Genomic DNA, 21,068 nt, shown 5'->3' on the forward strand with positions numbered 1-21,068 from the left:
AACATCTCCCGTTGTCTTTTGTTTCCGTAGGGTGTTGGCTTTAGGCTCCATGCCTGCGCCTGATTATGCCACTATAACCGCTAATCCCGTAGAAGTGGAATCCCGTGTTTATATCACGTAATGTAGAACGGCCTTTTTTTCGTCAGCCGTGAACGTCGGCACATCGATTTTCAAGGAATAACAATAACATCATGCAAAGCATTTCCCCCACATCGCGTTACCTTCAGGCCCTCAATGATGGCAGCCATCAACCCGACGACGTGCAAAAAGATGCGGTCAACCGGCTGGAGTCGATTTACCAGGCGCTGAGCGCCAAAACGCCCCCGGCGCCGCAAACCGGCGGACTGATGGCCCGTTTCGGTAAACTGCTTGGCAAACGTGAACCGTCAGCGAATGCGCCGGTGCGTGGTCTGTATATGTGGGGCGGGGTCGGGCGAGGGAAAACCTGGCTGATGGATCTCTTCTATCATAGTCTGCCGGGCGAGCGGAAACAGCGTCTGCATTTCCACCGCTTTATGCTGCGCGTGCATGAGGAGCTGACGGCGCTACAGGGGCAGACCGACCCGCTGGAGATTATTGCCGATCGTTTCAAAGCCGAAACGGATGTGCTCTGCTTTGATGAGTTTTTTGTTTCCGACATCACCGACGCGATGCTGCTTGGCGGCTTAATGAAAGCGCTGTTTGCCCGCGGCATTACCCTGGTGGCGACCTCGAACATCCCGCCGGATGAGCTGTACCGCAATGGTCTGCAACGTACCCGCTTCCTTCCGGCTATCGACGCTATCAAAGCGCATTGCGACATTATGAATGTGGATGCCGGGGTGGATTATCGTCTGCGCACGCTGACGCAGGCGCATCTGTGGCTTTCGCCGCGTAATAACGAAACGCAGCAACAGATGGATAAACTCTGGCTGGCGCTGGCCGGTGCGAAACGTGAGAATGCGCCAACGCTGGAGGTGAATCATCGTCCGTTACCGACGATGGGAGTGGAAAACCAGACGCTGGCGGTCTCCTTCGTCACCTTATGCGTAGACGCTCGCAGCCAGCATGACTATATTGCGCTGTCGCGCCTGTTCCATACGGTTCTGCTGTTTGATGTGCCGGTCATGACGCCGCTGATGGAAAGCGAAGCGCGCCGTTTTATCGCGCTGGTGGATGAATTCTACGAGCGCCATGTGAAGCTGGTGGTGAGCGCCGACGCGCCTTTATATGAGATCTATCAGGGCGAACGCCTGAAGTTTGAGTTCCAGCGCTGTTTGTCGCGTTTGCAGGAGATGCAGAGCGAGGAGTATCTGAAACGTTCGCATATGCCGTAGGCCGGATAAGGCGTTTCGCCGCCATCCGGCGCAGGTTGCCTGGTGGCGCTTCGCTTATCAGACCGGCAGAAATGCCTCGCACAAAACCCATTGCAAATCACAAAAAGGGGTCGATCTTTGCCCCTGACTTCTCTATAATCCTGCGACCCCACGTTACAAGAAAGTTTTTTTCCCAAAACTTTTTGTGTGCTGGCATTGGCTATTCGAAGGGGTAGGTTTGCCGGACTTTGTCGTGTGAACCTCAACAATTGAAAACGTTTGGGTGTTCACCAACGTGTAACTATCTATTGGGTAAGCTTTTAATGAAAACTTTTACAGCTAAACCAGAAACCGTAAAACGCGACTGGTACGTTGTTGACGCGACCGGTAAAACTCTGGGCCGTCTGGCTACTGAACTGGCTCTTCGCCTGCGCGGTAAGCATAAAGCGGAATACACTCCGCACGTCGATACCGGTGATTACATCATCGTTCTGAACGCTGACAAAGTTGCTGTAACCGGCAACAAGCGTACTGACAAAGTGTACTATCACCACACCGGTCACATCGGTGGTATCAAACAAGCGACCTTTGAAGAGATGATTGCTCGCCGTCCTGAGCGTGTGATTGAAATCGCGGTTAAAGGCATGCTGCCAAAAGGCCCGCTGGGTCGTGCTATGTTCCGTAAACTGAAAGTTTACGCTGGCAACGAGCACAACCACGCGGCACAGCAACCGCAAGTTCTTGACATCTAATCGGGATTATAGGCAATGGCTGAAAATCAATACTACGGCACTGGTCGCCGCAAAAGTTCCGCAGCTCGCGTGTTCATCAAACCGGGCAACGGCAAAATCGTTATCAACCAACGTTCTCTGGAACAGTACTTCGGTCGTGAAACTGCCCGCATGGTAGTTCGTCAGCCGCTGGAACTGGTCGACATGGTTGAGAAACTGGATCTGTACATCACTGTTAAAGGTGGTGGTATCTCTGGTCAGGCTGGTGCGATCCGTCACGGTATCACCCGCGCTCTGATGGAGTACGACGAGTCTCTGCGTTCTGAACTGCGTAAAGCTGGCTTCGTTACTCGTGACGCTCGTCAGGTTGAACGTAAGAAAGTCGGTCTGCGTAAAGCACGTCGTCGTCCGCAGTTCTCCAAACGTTAATGGGTTTCTGCTCCGGCAGATTACCATTGGCGAAAAAACCCGCTTCGGCGGGTTTTTTTATGGAAAAAATGCGCGTGTGTCCAAAGTAATCCTCTGATTGCCACCTCTTTTTCCCCATTTCCAGAATCGACTCACCACAAAGGTCACAAAATCTGGTAAACTATCATCCAATTTTCTGCCCAAATAACGGGTATTGTTCATTTTTTGTTTGCTTTTTGAACAATGATGACTTTTCCGCAGGCGGGTGACATAACTTCTGGCTGGCCACGCGGTGGCTGGTAGCAGTAAAAATTCTGAATATACCTGGAGGTTTTCATGGCTGTCGCTGCCAACAAACGTTCGGTAATGACGCTGTTTTCTGGTCCTACTGACATCTATAGCCATCAGGTCCGCATTGTGCTGGCGGAGAAAGGTGTTAGTTTCGAGATCGAGCATGTGGAGAAGGATAACCCACCTCAGGATCTGATTGACCTCAACCCGAGTCAGAGCGTACCGACCCTGGTGGATCGTGAGCTGACCCTGTGGGAATCTCGCATCATTATGGAATACCTGGATGAGCGTTTCCCTCATCCGCCGCTGATGCCGGTTTACCCGGTTGCGCGTGGCGAAAGCCGCCTGTACATGCACCGTATCGAAAAAGACTGGTACACGCTGATGAACGTCATCGTGAACGGGTCCGCTTCTGAAGCTGACGTTGCGCGTAAACAACTGCGTGAAGAGTTGCAGGCGATCGCGCCTGTGTTTGGTCAAAAACCGTATTTCCTGAGCGATGAGTTCAGCCTGGTTGATTGCTATCTGGCGCCGCTGCTGTGGCGTTTGCCGCAACTGGGTATTGAGTTCAGCGGTGCGGGCGCTAAAGAGCTGAAAGGCTATATGACCCGCGTCTTTGAACGTGACTCGTTCCTCGCTTCTTTAACTGAAGCTGAACGTGAAATGCGCCTCGGTCGGGGTTAATCAGTATGGATTTGTCACAGCTATCCCCACGCCGTCCATATTTGCTGCGTGCATTCTATGAATGGTTGCTGGATAACCAGCTCACGCCGCACCTGGTGGTGGATGTGACGCTGCCTGGCGTGCATGTCCCTATGGAATATGCGCGCGACGGGCAAATTGTTCTGAACATTGCTCCCCGTGCGGTTGGCAATCTGGAGTTGGCCAACGACGAAGTGCGTTTCAACGCGCGCTTTGGCGGCGTCCCACGCCAGGTCTCCGTACCGCTGGCTGCGGTACTGGCGATCTATGCGCGTGAAAACGGCGCAGGCACAATGTTTGAACCTGAAGCCGCTTACGATGAAGACGTCGCCAGCTTAAATGATGACGATGTAACGCCGGGCGCGGAGAGCGAAACGGTCATGTCCGTGATTGATGGTGATAAGCCCGATCATGGCGATGACAACAATCCTGATGACGATCCGCCGCCGCCGCGTGGTGGTCGACCCGCATTACGCGTAGTGAAGTAACCAAGACAGACAGGCCCTCAGGGCCTGTTTTTTTTCACGCCTGCCACGATTTCACCCCACTTTCGATCCTGTGATAGGATGGCTTTAGTTGCTGTTTTCCTCGACGATTTACATAATGGACGCTATGAACGCATTTGATTCGCAAGCAGAAAATTCTCCGCCAACCATCGGCCGTAGTTTGCGCAGCCGTCCGCTGGCGCGTAAAAAACTGTCGGAAATGGTAGAAGAAGAACTGGAGCAGATGATTCGTCGCGGTGAATTCGGCGAAGGGGAGCAGCTGCCGTCTGAGCGGGAGTTGATGACCTTCTTCAACGTGGGCCGCCCGTCGGTGCGTGAAGCGCTTGCCGCGCTCAAGCGTAAAGGTCTGGTGCAAATCAATAACGGCGAACGCGCCCGCGTGTCGCGGCCTTCTGCTGATACCATCATCAGCGAACTTTCCGGCATGGCGAAAGATTTCCTCTCGCACCCCGGCGGTATCGCCCACTTTGAGCAACTGCGCCTGTTCTTTGAATCAAGCCTTGTGCGCTATGCGGCGGAACACGCGACGGATGAGCAAATTGATCTGCTGGCGAAAGCCCTGGAGATCAACAGCCAGTCGCTGGACGATAACGCGCTCTTCATTCGTTCCGACGTCGAGTTTCACCGCGTGCTGGCGGAAATCCCCGGCAATCCGATCTTCATGGCGATTCATGTCGCGCTGCTGGACTGGCTGATCGCTGCGCGTCCTGCGGTCTCCGGGCAGGAGTTACATGAGCATAATAGCGTGAGCTATCAAGAGCATATCGCTATTGTCGATGCCATTCGTCGGCGCGATCCAGATGAAGCTGACCGCGCGCTGCAAACCCACCTCAATAGCGTATCCGCCACCTGGCACGCCTTTGATCAAAAGAAAAAATTGCGTTAGCGATCGCGATCATGACGATCGTTTAGTGAAGTAGATCGCACTCTGTGCGTTCTGTACTGGGGTGCTGCTTATTTGATCTGGTATAACAGGTATAAAGGTATGTAGTCAGATAACACTAATCATCGACAGAGGTCGTTATGGCAAAAGATTTACGAGGCGTAATGCCAGCGTTGTTAACTCCTTTTGATAACCAGCAGAAACTGGATATTGAGAGCCTGCGCCGTCTGGTGCGTTTCAACATTGCACAGGGCATTGATGGGCTGTACGTCGGCGGCTCGACCGGGGAAGCGTTCGTTCAGAGCCGCGCAGAAAGAGAGCAGGTCCTGGAAATTGTGGCGGAAGAGGCGAAGGGCAAGGTGACGCTGATTGCCCATGTCGGTACGGTCAGTACCGAAGAGAGCCAGCAACTGGCCAGCGCGGCGCATCGTTACGGTTTTGATGCCGTTTCCGCCGTGACGCCGTTTTATTATCCGTTTAGCTTTGAAGAGCATTGCGATCACTACCGCGCCATTATCGATTCCGCTGAAGGATTACCGATGGTGGTGTACAACATTCCTGCGCTGAGCGGCGTGAAGCTGACGCTGGAGCAAATCAACACGCTGGTTACGCTGCCCGGCGTTGGCGCGCTGAAACAAACCTCCGGCGATCTCTATCAGATGGAGCAGATCCGCCGTGCGCATCCTGATCTGGTGCTCTACAACGGTTATGACGAAATCTTCGCTTCCGGTCTGCTGGCAGGCGCAGACGGGGGAATCGGCAGCACTTACAACATTATGGGCTGGCGTTATCAGGGGATTGTTAAGGCCTTGCAGGAAGGCGATGTAGCGAAAGCGCAGCATCTGCAAACCGAGTGCAATAAGGTCATCGATCTGCTCATTAAAACCGGCGTGTTCCGTGGGCTGAAAACGGTGCTGCACTACATGGACGTGGTCTCCGTACCGCTGTGCCGTAAGCCGTTTGCGCCGGTTGATGAGAAGTATCTGCCTGAACTGAAAGCGCTGGCGCAGCAGTTAATGCAGGAACGCGGTTGACCGGTTGCCGGATAGCGCTAACGCTTATCCGGCCTACAAAATATGAAACGTAGGCCGGGTAAGGCGAGGCGAAGCCGCCATCCGGCAAAGCGACAATAAAAATCGTCGGGAGAATGAAAAATGAGTACTTCTACCCAGAATATCCCGTGGTATCGCCATCTCAACCGGGCGCAGTGGCGGGCATTTTCCGCCGCCTGGCTGGGATATTTGCTTGATGGTTTTGATTTTGTGTTGATTGCCCTTGTTCTGACGGAAGTACAGGGCGAGTTTGGGTTAACGACGGTTCAGGCGGCCAGCCTGATCTCGGCGGCGTTTATTTCCCGCTGGTTTGGCGGGCTGATGTTGGGCGCAATGGGTGACCGCTATGGCCGACGTCTGGCGATGGTCACCAGTATCATTCTTTTCTCTATGGGGACGCTGGCCTGCGGCTTTGCGCCCGGCTATACCACCATGTTTATCGCCCGTCTGGTGATCGGTATGGGAATGGCGGGCGAATATGGCTCCAGCGCCACCTATGTCATTGAAAGCTGGCCGAAGCACTTACGTAATAAAGCCAGTGGATTCCTGATTTCCGGTTTCTCCGTCGGGGCGGTCGTGGCGGCGCAGGTTTACAGCCTGGTGGTTCCGGTCTGGGGCTGGCGCGCGCTGTTCTTCATTGGCATTCTGCCGATCATTTTCGCGCTCTGGCTGCGTAAAAATATCCCTGAAGCGGAAGACTGGAAAGAGAAACACGAAGGCAAAGCGCCGGTGCGCACGATGGTGGATATTCTCTACCGGGGCGAACATCGCGTCGTCAATGTGCTGATGACGATCGCCGCCGCAACCGCGCTGTGGTTCTGCTTTGCGGGCGACCTGCAAAACGCGGCGATCGTGGCGGTGTTAGGGTTACTGTGCGCCGTTATCTTCATCAGTTTTATGGTGCAAAGCAGCGGCAAACGCTGGCCAACGGGCGTGATGCTGATGATCGTGGTGCTCTTTGCTTTCCTCTATTCATGGCCGATTCAGGCGCTGCTGCCAACGTATCTGAAAACTGAACTGGCTTACGATCCTCACACCGTTGCGCAGGTGCTTTTCTTTAGCGGCTTTGGGGCGGCAGTCGGCTGCTGCGTGGGCGGTTTCCTCGGCGACTGGCTGGGTACGCGCAAAGCCTACGTTTGCAGTTTGCTGGCTTCCCAGGTGCTGATCATTCCGGTATTTGCGATTGGCGGCGCAAACGTCTGGGTACTGGGTCTGCTACTGTTTTTCCAGCAGATGCTGGGGCAGGGGATCTCCGGGATCTTACCGAAACTCATTGGCGGTTATTTTGATACCGACCAGCGAGCGGCAGGTCTGGGTTTTACCTATAACGTTGGCGCACTGGGCGGCGCGCTGGCCCCTATCCTCGGGGCGCTGATCGCACAGCGTCTGGATCTGGGCACCGCGCTGGGATCGCTCTCCTTCAGCCTGACCTTTGTGGTGATCCTGTTGATTGGGTTGGATATGCCGTCCCGCGTACAGCGCTGGCTGCGTCCTGAAGCATTGCGTATGCATGATGCTATCGACGGAAAACCATTCAGCGGGGCCGTGCCGTTTGGCGGCGACAAAAGCGCCTTTGTAAAAACCAAAAGCTGATGAGGCTTGCCCGGCCAGTTTGCCGGGCGACCTGCGTAAGGAAGTGGATATGTCGTTACTTGAACAACTGGATAAAAACATTGCCGCCAATGGCGGGTTGATTGTCTCCTGCCAGCCGGTTCCAGGCAGCCCGCTCGATAAACCGGACATCGTGGCTGCGATGGCGCTGGCGGCGGAGCAGGCTGGCGCCGTCGCGCTACGCATTGAAGGCGTGGACAATTTGCGGGCGACCCGTGCGCTGGTCTCCGTACCGATTATCGGTATTCTCAAGCGTGACCTTGACGACTCCCCGGTACGCATCACGCCATTTCTTGAGGATGTGGATGCGCTGGCACAGGCCGGGGCGGATATTATTGCGGTTGACGGTACTGACCGTGTACGTCCGGCGACCGTTGATGCGCTGCTGGCGCGTATTCATCAGCACCAGTTGCTGGCGATGACCGACTGCTCGTCACTGGAGGATGGATTAGCCTGTCAGCGGCGTGGTGCGGAAATTATCGGCACCACGCTGTCGGGATACACCACGCCGGACACACCGGACGAACCTGACCTCGCGCTGGTCAAAGCCCTGCATGATGCCGGATGCCGGGTGATTGCCGAGGGGCGTTACAACACGCCGGCACAGGCCGCTGAAGCCATGCGTCACGGCGCGTGGGCGGTGACGGTGGGATCTGCCATTACGCGGCTGGAACATATTTGTCAGTGGTACAACACGGCATTGAAAAAGGCGACGTCATGAGCACGCTGGCGATCGATATTGGCGGCACCAAGCTGGCTGCCGCGCGGGTGGATGATGATTTACGCATCCGCGAACGACGTGAATTGCCGACCCCCGCCAGCAAAACGCCGGATGCGCTGCGAGAGGCGCTAAAAGCGCTGGTTGAACCGCTGCAAACGACCGCGCAGCGGGTGGCGATAGCCTCTACCGGCATTATCAGAGAAGGCGCGCTACTGGCGATAAATCCGCATAACCTGGGTGGTCTGCTGCATTTTCCGTTGGTGCAGACGTTAGAAGATCTTACCGGTCTGCCGACGCTGGCGGTGAATGACGCGCAGGCGGCGGCATGGGCGGAATACCATGCCCTTACGTCTGATGTCCGCGATATGGTGTTTATTACCGTGTCGACCGGCGTTGGCGGCGGCGTGGTGAGCGACGGCAGATTGCTCACCGGGATGAGCGGTCTGGCCGGGCATCTGGGGCATACTCTGGCCGATCCGCAGGGGCCGGTTTGCGGTTGCGGCCGACGCGGCTGTGTGGAGGCTATCGCCTCAGGACGCGGCATCGCGGCAGCGGCGCAGGGTTCCCTGGCCGGGTGCGACGCCAGAACTGTCTTTGCACATGCGGCGGCCGGGAACGAACAGGCTGTGCGTCTGGTTCAGCACTCCGCGCAGGTTGTCGCGCGGTTAATTGCCGATGTTAAAGCGACAACGGATTGCCAGCAGGTGGTTATTGGCGGCAGCGTAGGGTTAGCTGAGGGATATCTGGCGCAGGTACGCCACTTTCTGGCGCAGGAGCCGGCGGTTTATCAGGTGGCGTTGAGCGCAGCGCATTACCGACATGACGCGGGGCTACTGGGCGCTGCGTTGTTAGCTCAGGGAGATAAATGATGTTGATGGGAGAAATTCAGTCGTTACCGTCTGCCGGGCTGCATCCGGTATTGCTGGATGCGTTAACCCTGGCGCTGGCGGCAAGGCCGCAGGAGAAAACGCCCGGGCGCTACGAATTGCAGGGCGACGATGTGTTTATGAATGTGATGCAGTTTGCCACGCAGTCGCCGCAGGAGAAAAAAGCGGAGCTGCATGTGCAGTACATCGACATTCAGCTGTTATTGACGGGTGAGGAGCGCATTCTGTTTGGCGTAGTCGGGTCAGCGCGCGAATGCGAGGAGCTGCATGGTGAAGAGGATTACCAGCTTTGCCGCCGTATCCATGAACAGCAGTCCATTACGCTGACACCGGGGATGTTCTCCGTGTTTATGCCGGGGGAACCCCATAAGCCCGGGTGTATGGCTGGCGAGTCAGGGGAGATTAAGAAAGCTGTGGTGAAGGTGCGCGCCAGCTTATTAGAGGCATGAAAATACCGGATGGTTTATAGCCATCCGGTGTAACGTTTTATATCTTCCGATAGTGCATAATCCCGTCAGTCGAGTTGTTGAAAATTCAGCTCGTGACGCAGTGCTTTTCCTGATGTGCAAAGTAAATTGGTTATTCAGTTGATTCAACTTGCTGTGCAGTCAGTGCTATTTGTGAACGAATGAGCTCATCTGCCAGTAGTTTTTCGTCAGGCAACTGCACTTTGTACTCGCTCGCCATGATGGTATTCGGCAGGCCGTTCAGCGCGTAATGCGCTTCCCCCGCGCCTTTTCCTGCGCACAAAACCAACCCGACGGGCGGGTTTTCTCCCGGCATTGTCCAGTGCTCTTTGGCATAGTTCAGGTACATATTCATCTGCCCGGCATCCGCATAACTGAATTTGCCGACCTTCAGGTCAACGAGCAACAGGCAGCGCAAGCGGCGATGGAAGAACAACAGATCGACGCGGAACCAGCTATCGTCTATGCGTAATCGGCGCTGGCGGCCGACAAAAGCAAAATCGTCACCAAGTTCCAGCATAAAGTCCATCAGGTGACTGAGCAGCGCCTCTTCGAGATCCGACTCGGAATACTCGTCCTTCAGGTTAAGAAATTCCAGAATGAACGGGTCGCGTATGGCTCGCTCCGGCAAGACTGTTGGCTCGGCGGGCGCAGGCTGCTGCAACATGGCGGATTTGTCATGGGACAGTAGCGTCCGTTCGTAGAACTGGGTGGAGATTTGCCGATCGAGTTGCCGCACAGACCAGCCGTTACGTAGCGTCTCTTTCTCGTAAAAAGTGCGGGCATCGGGATTTTTTACCGATAGTAAACGCACGTAAGCTGACCAGGGAAGCGGAAAAACTTTAGCGAGGTAAATGAGATTTGAAGATTCACCAGACAGTGTCTGCTGAATTTCAATATCTTGAAAATAAAGATAAAACATGCGCATTTGTCGTAGGTTTGCGGTGGAGAACCCACGCTTATAGCGCTGGCTTAAATCTGCGGATAACCGCTCAATGAGTTGAATACCATAAGCCGCTCGTGCTTCGCCGCCTTGTTCAAACTCGACAATTCTCCTGCCGATTTCCCAGTAGGTTGCTGTCATAAAAGCATTAATACTGCGGACGGCCTCGGTATGGGCATTGTCCACTAATCGAATAATACCGTCATGGATTTGCTGATAATCGTCAGCGTGTTGAAGTGGTGTTGGTACAGTCATGTCATCCCTGGCGCGATAGTTGCGAAATGAAAAATATATCGCTACCAATACGCTTCAGGCATATTCCGGTCAATCCAGGAGAGGTGTATTACATTGAGTTACAGCCGTATTTGCGAGCGGCTTTCGAAGAACGAATTCGCATATATTTAGCAGAGAAATATTGGCTCCCCATCCATCAGCGTCAGGCTGTGGCAGGGGAGCCAGAAGTATTACACTTCCAGGTAGTTCAGGATACCGTCTGCCGCTTTACGGCCTTCGGCAATTGCCGTGACCACCAGATCCGAGCCGCGCACGATGTCGCCACCAGCGAAGATTTTCGGGTTGCTGGTCTGGAAAGCGTTTTCATTGCCTTCCGGCGCGATAATCCGCCCCTGGGAGTCCAGCTCCACGCTGTGTTTCGCCAGCCACGCCATGCTGTGCGGGCGGAAACCAAACGCCATTACCACCGCATCTGCCGGGATCACATGCTCGGAACCGGCGACGATTTCCGCACGACGACGGCCTTTCGCGTCCGGCGCACCCATTTCGGTACGCACCATCTTCACGCCGCTTACTTTACCGTTGGCATTCACTTCTACGCCCAGCGGCTGCACGTTGAACTGGAATTCGACCCCTTCTTCGCGCGCGTTTTTCACTTCGCGTCTGGAGCCTGGCATGTTCTCTTCGTCACGACGATAGGCGCAGGTGACGTGCGTCGCGCCCTGGCGAACCGAGGTACGCACGCAGTCCATCGCGGTGTCGCCGCCGCCCAGTACCACGACGCGTTTGCCTTCCATACTGACGAACGGTTCGTCAGTGGTTTCGCCAAAGCCCATGATCTGTTTGGTGTTGGCAATCAGGAACGGCAGGGCATCGAACACGCCGTCGGCATCTTCGTTTTCCAGCCCGCCGCGCATTGATTGATAGGTGCCAACGCCGAGGAACACCGCATCGTACTCTGCCAGCAAGTCGTCCAGCTGCACGTCGCGACCCACTTCGGTATTCAGTTTGAACTCAATGCCCATGCCGGTGAAGATCTCACGACGGCGGGTCATCACCTCTTTTTCCAGCTTGAAAGCCGGGATACCGAACGTCAGCAGACCGCCGATTTCCGGGTGACGGTCAAAGACCACCGCCTTCACGCCGTTACGGGTGAGTACGTCGGCACAGGCCAGCCCTGCCGGGCCCGCGCCGATAATCGCCACGCGTTTGTCGGTCTGACGCACGCCAGTCATGTCCGGGCGCCAGCCCATTTCGAACGCTTTATCGTTGATATAACGCTCGATGTTGCCGATAGTCACTGCGCCGAACTCGTCGTTGAGCGTACAGGAGCCCTCGCACAAACGATCCTGCGGGCAGACGCGGCCGCACACTTCCGGCAGCGTGTTGGTCTGGTGAGACAACTCCGCCGCTTCGAAAATACGTCCTTCGTTCGCCAGCTTCAGCCAGTTCGGGATGTAGTTATGTACCGGGCACTTCCACTCGCAGTACGGGTTGCCGCAGGAGAGGCAGCGATCCGCCTGCGCTTTGGCCTGGCCTTCGGAAAACGGTTCGTAAATTTCAACAAACTCGATTTTGCGGATCTTCAGCGCCTTCTTCGGCGGATCAACACGTTGCAGGTCGATAAATTGGTATACGTTCTGACTCATTGCTCTACCCCTTACTGCGCCTGCACACGCAGCTCAGCTGCGCTACGACTACGGTGACCCAACAGTGCTTTCACATCACTGGACTTCGGCTTAACCAGCGCGAATTTGGTTGAGAATACTGACCAGTTAGCCAGGATCTCTTCACCGCGCTGGGAACCGGTATGCTGCACATGCTCGGTAATCAGACCGCGCAGATGTTCTTCGTGGATGGCCAGATCATCGACATTCAGCACTTCCACCAGCTCCGGGTTCACGCGTTTGCGGAACTCGCCGTCTTCATCCAGCACGTAGGCGAAGCCGCCCGTCATGCCAGCACCGAAGTTAACGCCCGTTTTGCCCAGTACACAGACAATACCGCCCGTCATGTATTCACAGCCGTTGTCGCCAATGCCTTCTACCACGGTGATGGCCCCGGAGTTACGTACTGCGAAACGTTCGCCCGCGCGGCCCGCCGCATACAGACGACCGCCGGTCGCGCCGTACAGACAGGTATTGCCGATGATGCTGGCCTCATGACTGCGAAACGCTGAACCCACCGGAGGACGCACCGCCAGCAGACCGCCCGCCATGCCTTTACCGACGTAGTCGTTGGCATCGCCCGTCAAATACAGCTCCACGCCGCCCGCGTTCCAGACGCCGAAGCTCTGGCCTGCGGTGCCGCTGAAGTGCGCCTTGATCGGGTCAGAGGCCAGCCCCTGATCGCCATGCGTCTGAGCGATATAGCCAGAGAGCGACGCGCCCACGGAGCGGTCGGTGTTGCGAATGTCGAACCAGAAGGTTTTGCTCTGGCGCTCATCGACGAACGGTTTCGCCTGTTGCAGCAGTTGCGCGTTCAGCACGCCGTTATCAAACGGCGGGTTATGCTCGGTGCAGTACAGCGCTTTACCCGGATGAGGCTCAGCGGTTTCCAGCAGTCGGGACAGTTCCAGCTTCTGCTGCTTAGCGGTAAACCCTTCCAGCTCTTTCAGTAGGTCGGTACGGCCAATCAGATCCACCAGACGCTTCACGCCAAGCTGCGCCATCAGCTCGCGGGTTTCGCGGGCGATAAACTCAAAGTAGTTGGTCACTTTGAACGGCAGGCCGTGGTAGTGGTTCTTACGCAGTTTGTCATCCTGAGTCGCCACGCCCGTCGCGCAGTTGTTCAGGTGGCAAATACGCAGGTATTTACAGCCCAGCGCCACCATCGGGCCGGTGCCGAAGCCAAAGCTTTCCGCGCCGAGAATCGCCGCTTTGATGATGTCGAGGCCCGTTTTCAGGCCGCCGTCCACCTGCAAACGGATCTTGTGACGCAGACCGTTAGCCACCAGCGCCTGCTGGGTTTCCACCAGGCCCAGCTCCCACGGACAGCCCGCATATTTCACGGAGGAGAGCGGGCTGGCGCCGGTGCCGCCGTCATATCCGGCGATAGTGATCAGGTCTGCATAGGCTTTCGCCACGCCGGTAGCGATGGTGCCGACGCCCGGTTCAGAAACCAGCTTCACGGAGATCATCGCTTTCGGGTTGACCTGTTTCAGGTCGAAAATCAGCTGCGCCAGATCCTCGATAGAGTAGATATCGTGGTGCGGCGGCGGAGAAATCAGCGTCACGCCCGGTACGGAATAGCGCAGTTTGGCGATGTACGGGGTCACTTTGTCACCCGGCAACTGGCCGCCTTCGCCCGGCTTCGCGCCCTGAGCGACTTTAATCTGAATGACGTCAGCATTGACCAGATACGCTGGCGTTACGCCGAAGCGGCCGGAAGCGACCTGTTTGATGCGCGACACTTTGTTGGTGCCGTAGCGCGCCGGGTCTTCGCCGCCTTCGCCGGAGTTGGAGTTACCGCCGATGCTGTTCATCGCTTCCGCCAGCGCTTCGTGCGCTTCCGGGCTCAGCGCGCCGATGGACATCGCGGCGGTATCGAAGCGTTTAAACAGCTCATTCGCAGGTTCAACATCGTTGATGCTGATGGCGTTATCGCCAGGATTGAGTGCCAGCAGATCGCGCAGCGTTGCCGCCGGGCGTTCGTTAACAAGCGCGGCATATGCCTGGTAATCGCGGTACTCGCCGCTCTGCACCGCCTGTTGCAGGGTGCGCACCACATCCGGGTTATAGGCGTGGTATTCGCCGCCGTGCACGTATTTCAGCAGACCGCCCTGATCCAGCGGTTTACGCGCCAGCCAGGCACGTTTCGAGAGGTTCAGAAGATCCTGCTGGAAGTCGGCAAAACCGGCGCCGCCAATGCGGCTGACCACGCCCTGGAAGCAGTGGCTCACCACGTCGTCATGCAGACCGACCGCTTCAAACAGCTTGGAGCAGCGGTATGAGGCGATGGTCGAAATGCCCATTTTGGACATGATCTTGTACAGACCTTTATTGATGCCGTTACGGTAGTTCAGCATCACGGTACGGTAGTCTTTGGCGATGGCCTGGGTGTCGATCAGACGGCCCAGCGTTTCATAGGCGAGATACGGATAGATCGCCGTGGCGCCAAAGCCCAGCAGCACGGCAAAGTGGTGCGGGTCACGCGCGCTTGCGGTTTCTACGATGATGTTGGCATCGCAGCGCAGGCTCTTATCCACCAGACGAGTCTGTACCGCCCCGACAGCCATCGGCGCCGGAACCGGTAAACGGTTTTTCCCGATGTTACGGTCAGAGAGCACCAGCAAGACGGTGCCGTTACGCACCATCTGTTCAGCCTTATCGCACAGCGCTTTCACCGTTTCTTCGAGCGAGGTTTCCGTCACATCGAAGGTGATATCCAGCGTATCGGCGCGGTAATGCTCCTCTTTCATGGTGGTGAGCTGTTTGAAATCGGAGTACAGCAGAATTGGCGATTTAAAGCTCAGACGGTGCGCCTGCCCTTCCGCTTCGCAAAAGACGTTCATCTCGCGGCCAATGCTGGTGGCCAGCGACATGACGTGCGCTTCACGCAGCGGGTCGATTGGCGGGTTGGTCACCTGCGCAAACTGCTGGCGGAAGTAGTCGTAAATAATGCGCGGCTGGCTGGAAAGCACGGCGAAGGGGGTGTCATCACCCATTGAACCGACTGCTTCCTGGCCGTTTTCGCCCAGTACGCGGATGACGGAATCCAGCTCTTCGGCGCTGTAGTTAAACTGTTTCTGATAGCTGGCGAGCATGTCGTCGTCCAGCTCGCGGTTTCCGACCTGATCGTCGGCCAGATCTTCAAACGGCACCAGGCGGCGGACGTTCTTCTCCATCCACTCTTTATACGGATGGCGGCTTTTCAGATCGTCATCGGTTTCCGCAGAGTGCAGGATGCGCCCGCCACGGGTGTCGATCACCATCAGTTCACCGGGGCCGACGCGGCCCTTTTCCACGACTTCGTCAGGCTGGTAGTCCCAGATCCCCACCTCAGAGGCGCAGGTGATCAGTTTATCTTTGGTGATGACGTAGCGCGCCGGACGCAGACCGTTACGGTCGAGGTTACAGGCAGCGAAGCGACCGTCGGACATCACGATGCCCGCCGGGCCATCCCACGGCTCCATGTGCATGGAGTTAAAGTCAAAGAAGGCGCGCAGGTCCGGGTCCATATCCGGGTTGTTCTGCCATGCGGGCGGCACCAGCAGGCGCATGGCGCGCACGATGTCCATCCCGCCTGCCAGCAGCAGTTCCAGCATATTATCCAGCGAGCTGGAGTCGGAACCGGTCTCGTTGACGAACGGCGCGGCGGATTGTAAATCCGGGATCAGCGGCGTCTGGAATTTATAAGTACGGGCGCGCGCCCACTGACGATTGCCGGTAATGGTGTTGATTTCGCCGTTGTGCGCCAGGTAGCGGAACGGCTGCGCCAGCGGCCAGCGCGGCACGGTATTGGTGGAGAAGCGCTGGTGGAACAGGCAAATGGCCGATTCCAGACGCAAATCCGCCAGGTCCAGGTAGAAGCGCGGCAGATCCGCCGGCATACACAGACCTTTATAGATGTTCACCAGGTTCGACAGGCTACAAACGTAGAAGTCTTTATCGTCCTGAAGGCGTTTCTCAATGCGGCGGCGGGCGATAAACAGGCGGCGTTCCATATCCCGGGGACGCCAGCCCGCAGGCGCGTTAACAAAAATTTGCTCAATACGTGGCAGGGAGGAGAGGGCGATTTCACCGAGGACACCTTCGTTGGTCGGCACATCGCGCCAGCCCACAATCGACAGGGTTTCCCGCTGTAATTCTTCTTCGACGATACGACGTGATGCCGCCGCCAGCTCAGAGTCCTTATTCAGGAAGAGCATACCGACAGCGTAGTTTTTGGCTAAACGCCAGCCGCGCTCTTCTGCAACGATGCGAAAAAAGCGATCGGGTTTTTGCAGCAGCAAACCGCAACCGTCGCCGGTTTTACCGTCAGCGAGGATCGCGCCACGGTGCTGCATACGGGCCAGTGCGTGTATGGCGGTACGCACTACCTTGTGGCTAGGTTCGCCTTCTATGTGGGCGATCAGGCCGAAACCACAGTTATCCCTCTCAAGGGATTTATCGTACAACATATCAGTGAACCTCCCCAGGCTCTGCGGGACTCCCATCCGATACCGATTGCGCACGGGCACAGAAAGAGCGTGGCGACGGGGGTTGCGTATCATACGCTTACCTCGCATTCGCCCTCTTTTATCCTTTTCGCATCGGTAAATACGTTTAAGAGGGAATCTCAATTACTGCATAAATATGATGAGCAGGCTGCTCATCCAGAAAGCTTCCAGCGGATTTCCAACTTATCGGGAATCCACACACAGGTCAAATGGCAATCTTATTTATGCAAAAATGTGCTATGGGTCGATTAACTTTATGAATGTATTGAAAATAATGACTTTTTTACATTGATTTGATGCGGCATAAGCGCGGGGAAGAGTGTGATCTGTCTCACTATCATAACGGCCTGTTAACCCTTATCTCACCTTGATTATCCGTAATGCTTAGTATTTTATGCTGGTTTAAGCGGCGCAGGCATTTCATGATACTGTTTTTTAGCCAGTGTCATCAGAAGATAAAAAAAGTGTGCAGTTATAAGGAAAAGTAATTAGCTATGGAGTGAATGAAATTTCGGTAATTTTGCTTGATTATGCAATAAATAAAAGCCTGCCGGAGCGATTGATCCAGGTCATCGCCGACAAAGGCTAAAAATGGCAGGCTTTGGCCTCTTTTCAAGGCGCGGTCTATCAGATTATGCAGTTACAGAAATTAGTCAATATGTTTGGTGGGGATCTTTCTCGTCGTTATGGGCAAAAAGTTCATAAACTGACGTTGCACGGCGGATTTAGCTGTCCAAACCGCGATGGCACCATCGGACGTGGCGGGTGTACTTTCTGTAATGTCGCCTCTTTCGCCGATGAGGCGCAGCAGTATCGCTCTATTGCCGAACAACTGGCGCATCAGGCGCATCTGGTCAATCGCGCCAAACGTTATCTGGCCTATTTCCAGGCGTACACCAGTACCTTTGCCGAAGTGCAGGTGCTGCGTTCTATGTATCAGCAGGCGGTAAGCCAGACCAGCATTGTCGGGCTGTGTGTCGGGACGCGCCCCGACTGTGTACCGGATGCGGTGCTCGATCTGCTCTGCGAATATAAAGACCAGGGCTATGAAGTGTGGCTGGAACTGGGATTGCAAACCGCGCATGACAAAACGCTGCGCCGTATTAATCGCGGCCATGATTTTGCCTGTTATCAGCGAACCACCCAACTGGCGCGTGAGCGTGGGCTGAAAGTGTGCTCGCATCTGATTGTGGGTTTACCCGGCGAAGGGCAGACGGAATGCCTGCAAACGCTGGAGCGCGTGGTGGAAACGGGCGTGGATGGCATTAAGCTGCACCCGCTGCATATTGTAAAAGGCAGCATTATGGCGAAAGCCTGGGAGGCGGGACGCCTGAACGGCATTGCGCTGGAGGCGTACACGCTGACGGCGGGGGAGATGATTCGCCATACGCCGCCGGAGGTTATTTATCATCGCATTTCCGCCAGCGCCCGTCGTCCGACGTTGCTCGCCCCGCTATGGTGTGAGAATCGCTGGACGGGCATGGTGGAGCTGGACCGCTATCTTAACGAACGTGGCGCGCAAGGCTCCGCGCTTGGCACTCCGTGGATTCAGCCGGAGAGCTAACCATCCGTAGGCGTGTATGCCTTATCCGGCCTACCGCCTACCCGGTCATTTCACCGATAACCTCCGCATTTATTGCACAATTTTCAACGTACTGCTCAGAATTGAGTATTATTGTGCGAAGTTGTCGTGAAGGAATCCCCTATGAAGCAAATCCGTATGCTGGCGCAATACTATGTCGACCTGATGATGAAGCTGGGTCTGGTGCGCTTTTCGATGCTGTTGGCATTAGCGCTGGTGGTGCTGGCGATAGTGGTGCAGATGGCGGTCACCATGGTGTTGCATGGTCAGGTCGAAAGTATTGATGTCATCCGCTCCATCTTTTTTGGCTTGTTAATCACGCCCTGGGCCGTCTATTTCTTGTCGGTGGTGGTGGAGCAACTGGAGGAGTCCAGGCAGCGCCTGTCACGGCTGGTACAAAAGCTGGAAGAGATGCGCGAGCGCGATCTCAAACTCACGGTACAACTGAAAGACAATATTGCTCAGCTTAATCAGGAAATTGCCGATCGCGAAAAAGCGGAGGCTGAGCGCCAGTCGACCTTCGAACAGCTAAAAGTGGAAATCAAGGAGCGTGAAGAGACGCAGATTCAGCTTGAACAGCAATCCTCTTTCTTACGCTCTTTCCTCGATGCGTCGCCGGATTTGGTTTTTTATCGCAATGAAGATAAAGAGTTTTCCGGCTGTAACCGCGCGATGGAACTGCTGACCGGCAAGAGTGAAAAACAGCTCGTCCATTTAAAACCGGCTGACGTCTATTCCCCCGAAGCGGCGGAAAAAGTGATTGAGACCGACGAAAAAGTCTTCCGCCATAACGTCTCGCTGACCTATGAACAGTGGCTCGATTACCCGGACGGGCGCAAAGCGTGCTTTGAAATTCGCAAGGTGCCCTATTACGACCGCGTTGGTAAACGTCATGGCCTGATGGGCTTTGGGCGCGATATTACGGAACGTAAGCGTTATCAGGACGCGCTTGAACGCGCCAGCCGCGACAAGACCACGTTTATCTCTACGATCAGCCACGAGCTGCGTACGCCGCTGAACGGCATTGTCGGCTTAAGCCGCATTCTGCTGGACACCGACCTTACCAGCGAGCAGGAAAAATACCTGAAAACCATCCATGTCTCTGCGGTCACGTTGGGGAATATTTTCAACGATATCATTGATATGGATAAGATGGAGCGGCGTAAAGTCCAGCTGGATAACCAGCCGGTAGATTTCACCAGTTTCATGGCGGATCTGGAGAATCTCTCCGGCCTGCAGGCGCAGCAAAAAGGGCTACGCTTTGTGCTCGATCCGACGTTGCCGCTGCCGCATAAGGTGATCACCGACGGCACGCGTTTGCGCCAAATTCTGTGGAACCTGATCAGCAACGCCGTGAAGTTTACCCAACAAGGGCAGGTGACGGTGCGCGTACGCTATGACGAAGGCGATGTGCTGCATTTTGACGTGGAAGATTCCGGCATCGGTATTCCGCAGGATGAGCAGGATAAAATCTTCGCCATGTATTATCAGGTGAAAGACAGTCATGGCGGTAAACCCGCGACGGGGACCGGGATTGGCCTGGCGGTATCGCGCCGTCTGGCAAAAAATATGGGCGGCGACATCACCGTTTCCAGCCAGCCGGGTAAAGGTTCCGTCTTTACGTTAACCGTACATGCGCCCGCCGTGGCGGAAGAGGTCGAGGACACGCTGGAAGAGAATGACATGCCGCTGCCTGCGCTGCATGTGCTGCTGGTCGAGGACATTGAGCTGAACGTCATTGTGGCGCGTTCAGTGCTGGAAAAACTGGGCAACAGCGTTGACGTGGCGATGACCGGGAAAGCCGCGCTGGAAATGTTCACCCCGGGTGAATACGATCTGCTGCTGCTGGATATTCAACTGCCGGATATGACGGGTCTGGATATCTCCAGAGAACTTACCCGCCGCTATGCGCGGGAAGAATTACCGCCGCTGGTCGCACTCACTGCTAACGTCCTGAAAGACAAGAAAGAGTATCTGGACGCGGGAATGGACGATGTGTTGAGCAAGCCGCTGTCGGTTCCGGCGTTAACCGCCATGATTAAAAAATACTGGGATACCCGTAACGAAGAGGAGAGCACTGTGACATCTGAAGAGAGCAGCAAATCGCAAGCGTTGTTAGATATCCCGATGTTAGAGCAGTATATCGAACTGGTCGGCCCGAAATTAATTACGGATGGACTGGCGGTGTTCGAGAAAATGATGCCGGGTTACTTAAGCATTCTGGAGTCCAACCTGACGGCGCGAGATACCAAAGGCGTTGTTGAAGAAGGCCACAAAATTAAAGGCGCGGCGGGCTCCGTCGGGTTGCGTCATCTACAGCAACTGGGTCAGCAAATTCAGTCGCCGGATCTTCCTGCCTGGGAAGATAACGTGGGTGAATGGGTTGAAGAGATGAAGCAGGAGTGGCAGCACGACGTCGCGGTGCTGAAAGCCTGGGTGGCAAACGCGGAAAAAAAATGACCCCGGATTGACCGGGGTGCGCGAATACTGCGCCAACACCAGGGAAATCGTGGCTGCGCCGTAAGTTATGATTGTTTTTTACACAGGCGCAGCTCTGCTTTTCAGGCCGCACGCAGTTAAGATAGCAAATCTTAA

General features: G+C 55.5%; 16 protein-coding genes. 13 read left to right on the forward strand and 3 right to left on the reverse strand.

The features are described 5' to 3' along the window. The first annotated feature begins 191 nt into the window (after nucleotides 1-191). The 11 genes from zapE (at nucleotide 192) to nanQ (ending at nucleotide 9,536) form a co-directional block, all read left to right on the forward strand. Nucleotides 192-1,316, forward strand: a complete 1,125-nt coding sequence (gene zapE, locus OGX81_RS06875) for a cell division protein ZapE (protein ID WP_104868127.1) — start codon at nucleotides 192-194, stop codon at nucleotides 1,314-1,316. A gap of 302 nt (nucleotides 1,317-1,618) precedes the next feature. Further along, a complete protein-coding gene (rplM, locus tag OGX81_RS06880) occupies nucleotides 1,619-2,047 on the forward strand; it encodes a 50S ribosomal protein L13 (protein WP_000847556.1) in 429 nt (142 codons plus the stop codon). A 15-nt stretch (nucleotides 2,048-2,062) separates the two neighbouring features. Next, nucleotides 2,063-2,455 (forward strand): 30S ribosomal protein S9, encoded by a 393-nt coding sequence (gene rpsI, locus OGX81_RS06885; RefSeq protein WP_000829818.1) that lies wholly within the window; start codon nucleotides 2,063-2,065, stop codon nucleotides 2,453-2,455. Between the two features lie 315 nt (nucleotides 2,456-2,770). After that, on the forward strand, nucleotides 2,771-3,409 hold the full coding sequence (gene sspA / locus OGX81_RS06890; RefSeq protein WP_012135361.1) for a stringent starvation protein SspA: 639 nt from the start codon (nucleotides 2,771-2,773) through the stop codon (nucleotides 3,407-3,409). 5 nt (nucleotides 3,410-3,414) lie between these two features. Then, nucleotides 3,415-3,915 carry a ClpXP protease specificity-enhancing factor gene (gene sspB, locus OGX81_RS06895; protein ID WP_104868129.1) on the forward strand — a complete coding sequence of 167 codons (501 nt, stop codon included), beginning with the start codon at nucleotides 3,415-3,417 and terminating at the stop codon, nucleotides 3,913-3,915. A gap of 115 nt (nucleotides 3,916-4,030) precedes the next feature. Further along, nucleotides 4,031-4,819: a transcriptional regulator NanR gene (gene nanR / locus OGX81_RS06900; protein WP_012135359.1), complete on the forward strand. Its 789-nt coding sequence runs from the start codon at nucleotides 4,031-4,033 to the stop codon at nucleotides 4,817-4,819. A gap of 137 nt (nucleotides 4,820-4,956) precedes the next feature. Beyond that, entirely contained in the window at nucleotides 4,957-5,850 is an 894-nt protein-coding gene (nanA, locus tag OGX81_RS06905) for an N-acetylneuraminate lyase (RefSeq protein WP_047460947.1), read from the forward strand. 120 nt (nucleotides 5,851-5,970) lie between these two features. Beyond that, nucleotides 5,971-7,461, forward strand: a complete 1,491-nt coding sequence (gene nanT, locus OGX81_RS06910) for a sialic acid transporter NanT (RefSeq protein ID WP_012135356.1) — start codon at nucleotides 5,971-5,973, stop codon at nucleotides 7,459-7,461. 49 nt (nucleotides 7,462-7,510) lie between these two features. Continuing rightward, complete coding sequence (locus OGX81_RS06915; RefSeq protein WP_104868130.1) at nucleotides 7,511-8,200, forward strand: N-acetylmannosamine-6-phosphate 2-epimerase; 690 nt, start codon at nucleotides 7,511-7,513, stop codon at nucleotides 8,198-8,200. Next, a complete protein-coding gene (nanK, locus tag OGX81_RS06920; protein ID WP_104868131.1) occupies nucleotides 8,197-9,069 on the forward strand; it encodes an N-acetylmannosamine kinase in 873 nt (290 codons plus the stop codon). The genes OGX81_RS06915 and nanK overlap by 4 nt, the downstream gene beginning before the upstream one ends. Continuing rightward, nucleotides 9,069-9,536: an N-acetylneuraminate anomerase gene (gene nanQ, locus OGX81_RS06925; RefSeq protein ID WP_104869099.1), complete on the forward strand. Its 468-nt coding sequence runs from the start codon at nucleotides 9,069-9,071 to the stop codon at nucleotides 9,534-9,536. Before nanK ends, nanQ begins: the two co-directional genes overlap by 1 nt. 130 nt (nucleotides 9,537-9,666) lie before the next feature. Here nanQ and OGX81_RS06930 read toward each other — a convergent pair whose 3' ends face one another. From OGX81_RS06930 to gltB, 3 genes are all read right to left on the reverse strand, one after another. Beyond that, the gene (locus OGX81_RS06930; RefSeq protein WP_104868132.1) at nucleotides 9,667-10,752 is read right to left on the reverse strand and encodes a PDDEXK nuclease domain-containing protein; all 1,086 of its coding nucleotides are present in this window, start codon (nucleotides 10,750-10,752) and stop codon (nucleotides 9,667-9,669) included. 209 nt (nucleotides 10,753-10,961) lie between these two features. Continuing rightward, the gene (gltD, locus tag OGX81_RS06935; protein WP_012135351.1) at nucleotides 10,962-12,380 is read right to left on the reverse strand and encodes a glutamate synthase subunit GltD; all 1,419 of its coding nucleotides are present in this window, start codon (nucleotides 12,378-12,380) and stop codon (nucleotides 10,962-10,964) included. Nucleotides 12,381-12,391: 11 nt separating this feature from the next. Further along, nucleotides 12,392-16,852: a glutamate synthase large subunit gene (gltB, locus tag OGX81_RS06940; RefSeq protein WP_104868133.1), complete on the reverse strand. Its 4,461-nt coding sequence runs from the start codon at nucleotides 16,850-16,852 to the stop codon at nucleotides 12,392-12,394. A gap of 673 nt (nucleotides 16,853-17,525) precedes the next feature. Between gltB and mnmL the strand changes: the two genes are divergently transcribed. Next, nucleotides 17,526-18,455, forward strand: coding sequence for a tRNA modification radical SAM protein MnmL/YtqA (mnmL, locus tag OGX81_RS06945; RefSeq protein ID WP_104869100.1), 930 nt, complete (start codon nucleotides 17,526-17,528; stop codon nucleotides 18,453-18,455). A gap of 141 nt (nucleotides 18,456-18,596) precedes the next feature. Next, nucleotides 18,597-20,933 carry an aerobic respiration two-component sensor histidine kinase ArcB gene (arcB, locus tag OGX81_RS06950; protein WP_012135343.1) on the forward strand — a complete coding sequence of 779 codons (2,337 nt, stop codon included), beginning with the start codon at nucleotides 18,597-18,599 and terminating at the stop codon, nucleotides 20,931-20,933. Nucleotides 20,934-21,068 lie beyond the last annotated feature (135 nt).

Origin of the sequence: Citrobacter sp. CK206 (assembly GCF_030333125.1) — a bacterium.
Taxonomy (GTDB): domain Bacteria; phylum Pseudomonadota; class Gammaproteobacteria; order Enterobacterales; family Enterobacteriaceae; genus Citrobacter_B; species Citrobacter_B koseri.